The organism is Streptomyces prasinopilosus (assembly GCF_001419695.1).
GTDB classification, from domain to species: domain Bacteria; phylum Actinomycetota; class Actinomycetes; order Streptomycetales; family Streptomycetaceae; genus Streptomyces; species Streptomyces prasinopilosus.
This window is the reverse complement of sequence record NZ_LIRG01000944.1, coordinates 1-2732: the sequence shown is the minus strand read 5'-3', so window position 1 is coordinate 2732 and position 2732 is coordinate 1. Positions and strand designations below refer to the sequence as shown.

3 protein-coding genes are annotated in these 2732 nt (G+C 75.8%); all 3 read left to right on the top strand.

Translation table 11 applies throughout. The features are described 5' to 3' along the window. The first annotated feature begins 406 nt into the window (after nucleotides 1–406). From AOK18_RS28840 to AOK18_RS28830, 3 genes are read left to right on the top strand one after another with little or no spacing between them, the layout of a single operon-like run. On the top strand, nucleotides 407–976 hold the full coding sequence (locus AOK18_RS28840; protein WP_055573132.1) for a helix-turn-helix domain-containing protein: 570 nt from the start codon (nucleotides 407–409) through the stop codon (nucleotides 974–976). A gap of 5 nt (nucleotides 977–981) precedes the next feature. Continuing rightward, entirely contained in the window at nucleotides 982–1719 is a 738-nt protein-coding gene (locus tag AOK18_RS28835) for a helical backbone metal receptor (RefSeq protein WP_055696224.1), read from the top strand. 9 nt (nucleotides 1720–1728) lie between these two features. Next, nucleotides 1729–2664 carry a LysR family transcriptional regulator gene (locus AOK18_RS28830; protein WP_055696223.1) on the top strand — a complete coding sequence of 312 codons (936 nt, stop codon included), beginning with the start codon at nucleotides 1729–1731 and terminating at the stop codon, nucleotides 2662–2664. Nucleotides 2665–2732 lie beyond the last annotated feature (68 nt).

The following is a 2732-nucleotide window of genomic DNA, read 5'->3' as shown; positions in this document are numbered from 1 at the left end:
CGGGCCGCGCCCTCCGGGTCCGCCGTGCCCTTCCGGCCACATGACCGGGAGGGTCCGGGCACATGCCCGGGAGGGGACGGCGGACCCGGCGGAACACGAGGGGAAACCGGCCGATCACCCAGGGCGACTGCCTCCCGGGGTCTCCGGACCCTCGCCGCGACCTCCCGCCCCTCTTCGGGCGACAATGGCGGAAACACCCCGCGTCCCGCGCGCGACGAACCGGAGGGCGCGCGCATCGGCCGGCGCGAACCGCGGGTCGTGCGCGAGCGCACAGGACGACGACGTGACAGACACCTGAAACGGTTTGCCGAACATGCGTAGGGTGCAGAACAGCTCAACAGGAGGCGTGCCCCGGGACGACGGGGCACCGCCAGGGGACGACGGGGCGAAGGAGGGAGCCGGAGCGATGGGCGACCACAAGGAACAGCCGCTGCGCGTGGGCGCGGCCGTACGGCGGCGGCGCCGTGCGCTGGACCTCACGCTTGCCGTCGTGGCCCAGCGCAGCGGCCTGTCGGTCCCGTTCCTGAGCCAGATCGAGAACGAGCGCGCGCGTCCCAGCCGGAGTTCCCTGGAGAAGGTCGCCGACGCCCTGCGCACCACCGCCGTGGAACTCCTCGCCGCCGCCGACCCGGCGTGCAGCGTCGACGTCGTCCGCGGCGAGGGCGCCGAGCAGAGCCCGGAACCCCGCGTCCGGTCCCTGGTGCGGGGCCATCACCAGATGCACGCCTCCGAGTTCACCGGCGACCACGACGCCGGACGTGAACTCCAGTTCCGCAACGACCAGTTGATGTACGTGGCGGACGGCGCCGTGGAGATCGAGGCGGAGGGCCGCGCCTACCGCCTCGGCCGCGGCGACACCCTGTACCTCACCGGAGGCGTCCGGCACCGGTGGCGGGCCACGGTCCCGGAGACCCGGCTGATCGTCGTCGCCGTCGCCGAGCACATCGAGGCGGTCCGCGACAAGCCCCGCCGGTGACTTCCGTGCGGGTCGTCTCCCTCGTCCCGTCGCTCACCGAGGCCGTGGCGCTGTCCGCCCCCGGCGCCCTGGCCGGCGCCACGGACTGGTGCACGTACCCCGCCGGCCTGGACGTGGAGCGGATCGGCGGCACCAAGAACCCGAACCTCCCCCTGATCACCGCCCTCGCCCCCGACCTGGTGATCGCCAACGAGGAGGAGAACCGCGCCCCCGACCTCGACGCCCTGCGCGCGGCGGGCCTCGGGGTACTGGTGACGGAGGTGCGGACACTGCCCCAGGCCTTCGGTGAACTGGCCAGGGTGCTCACGGCGTGCGGTGTGGCCACCCGGCCCCGGTGGCTGGACGAGGCCGAGGCCGCCTGGGACGCCGTGCCGGCCCCCGCGGTCCGCCGGACCGCGGTCGTGCCGGTCTGGCGGCGGCCCTGGATGGTGCTGGGCCGCGACACCTTCGCCGGCGACCTGCTGTCCCGCCTCGGCGTCGACCACCTCCACGCGAAGGACCCCGAACGCTACCCCCGCGTCCCCCTGGACGCGTTGCGCGCGGCGGACCCGGACCTCGTCGTGCTGCCCGACGAGCCGTACCGCTTCACCGCCGACGACGGCCCGGACGCCTTCCCCGGGCTGCCCTGCGCCCTGGTCGGCGGCCGGCACCTCACCTGGTACGGGCCCTCGCTGGCCGAGGCGGCGTCGGTGCTGCCCCGGGCGCTGCGGGCGGCGGGGAACCGCCCGCCCGGAGCGGCATAAGCTGGCGCGATGAGCACGCGGGACGACCATGCGGAACATCGGCCGGTGACCGCGGGGACCCTCGCCCACCGGGTGCCGGACCTCGGAGGGCTGGAACTGCTGCTGGCGGTGGCACGGGTCGGGAGCCTGGGCGGCGCGGCGCGCGAACTGGGCATCACCCAGCCCGCCGCCAGCAGCCGGGTCCGGTCCATGGAGCGGCAGCTCGGTGTGGCGCTGGTGGACCGCTCACCGCGCGGATCGCGCCTGACCGACGCCGGAGCGCTGGTCACCGACTGGGCACGGCGGATCGTGGAGGCCGCGGAGGCCTTCGACGCCGGCGCGCAGGCACTGCGGGACCGCCGGGACTCACGGCTGCGGGTGGCGGCGAGCATGACGATCGCCGAGTACCTGCTGCCCGGCTGGCTGCTCGCGCTGCGTGCGCAGCGGCCCGACACGGCGGTGTCCCTGCTGGCCGGGAACTCCGCGTCGGTCGCGGAGCGGCTGCTGGCGGACGAGGCGGACGTGGGTTTCGTGGAAGGACTGACGGTGCCCACCGGCCTGGACTCCGCGGTGATCGCCCACGACCGGCTGATCGTGGTGACGGCGCCGTCCCACGCCTGGGCCCGCCGCCGCCGGCCGCTCGCCGCCGAGGAACTGGCGGCCACGTCGCTGATCCTGCGCGAGAAGGGCTCCGGCACCCGGCAGGTCCTGGACACCGCGCTGGGCGGCCTGGCCCGCCCGCTGATCGAACTGTCCTCCACGACCGCGGTGAAGGCCGCGGCGGTCAGCGGCGCGGGCCCGGCCGTCCTCAGCGAACTGGCCGTGGGGGAGGAACTGGCGATGCGCCGCCTCATCCGCGTTCCCGTGGACGGCCTCGTCCTGGCCCGCGAACTGCGCGCGGTCTGGCCGACCGGCCACCGTCCCGCGGGCCCGGCCCGCGACCTGCTGACCCTGACCCGCGGCTGAGCACCCCGCACACCGGACGCGGGCCGGCCGCCGGGGGCATCGGCCGGACCGCGTCCGGTGTGCGGGGT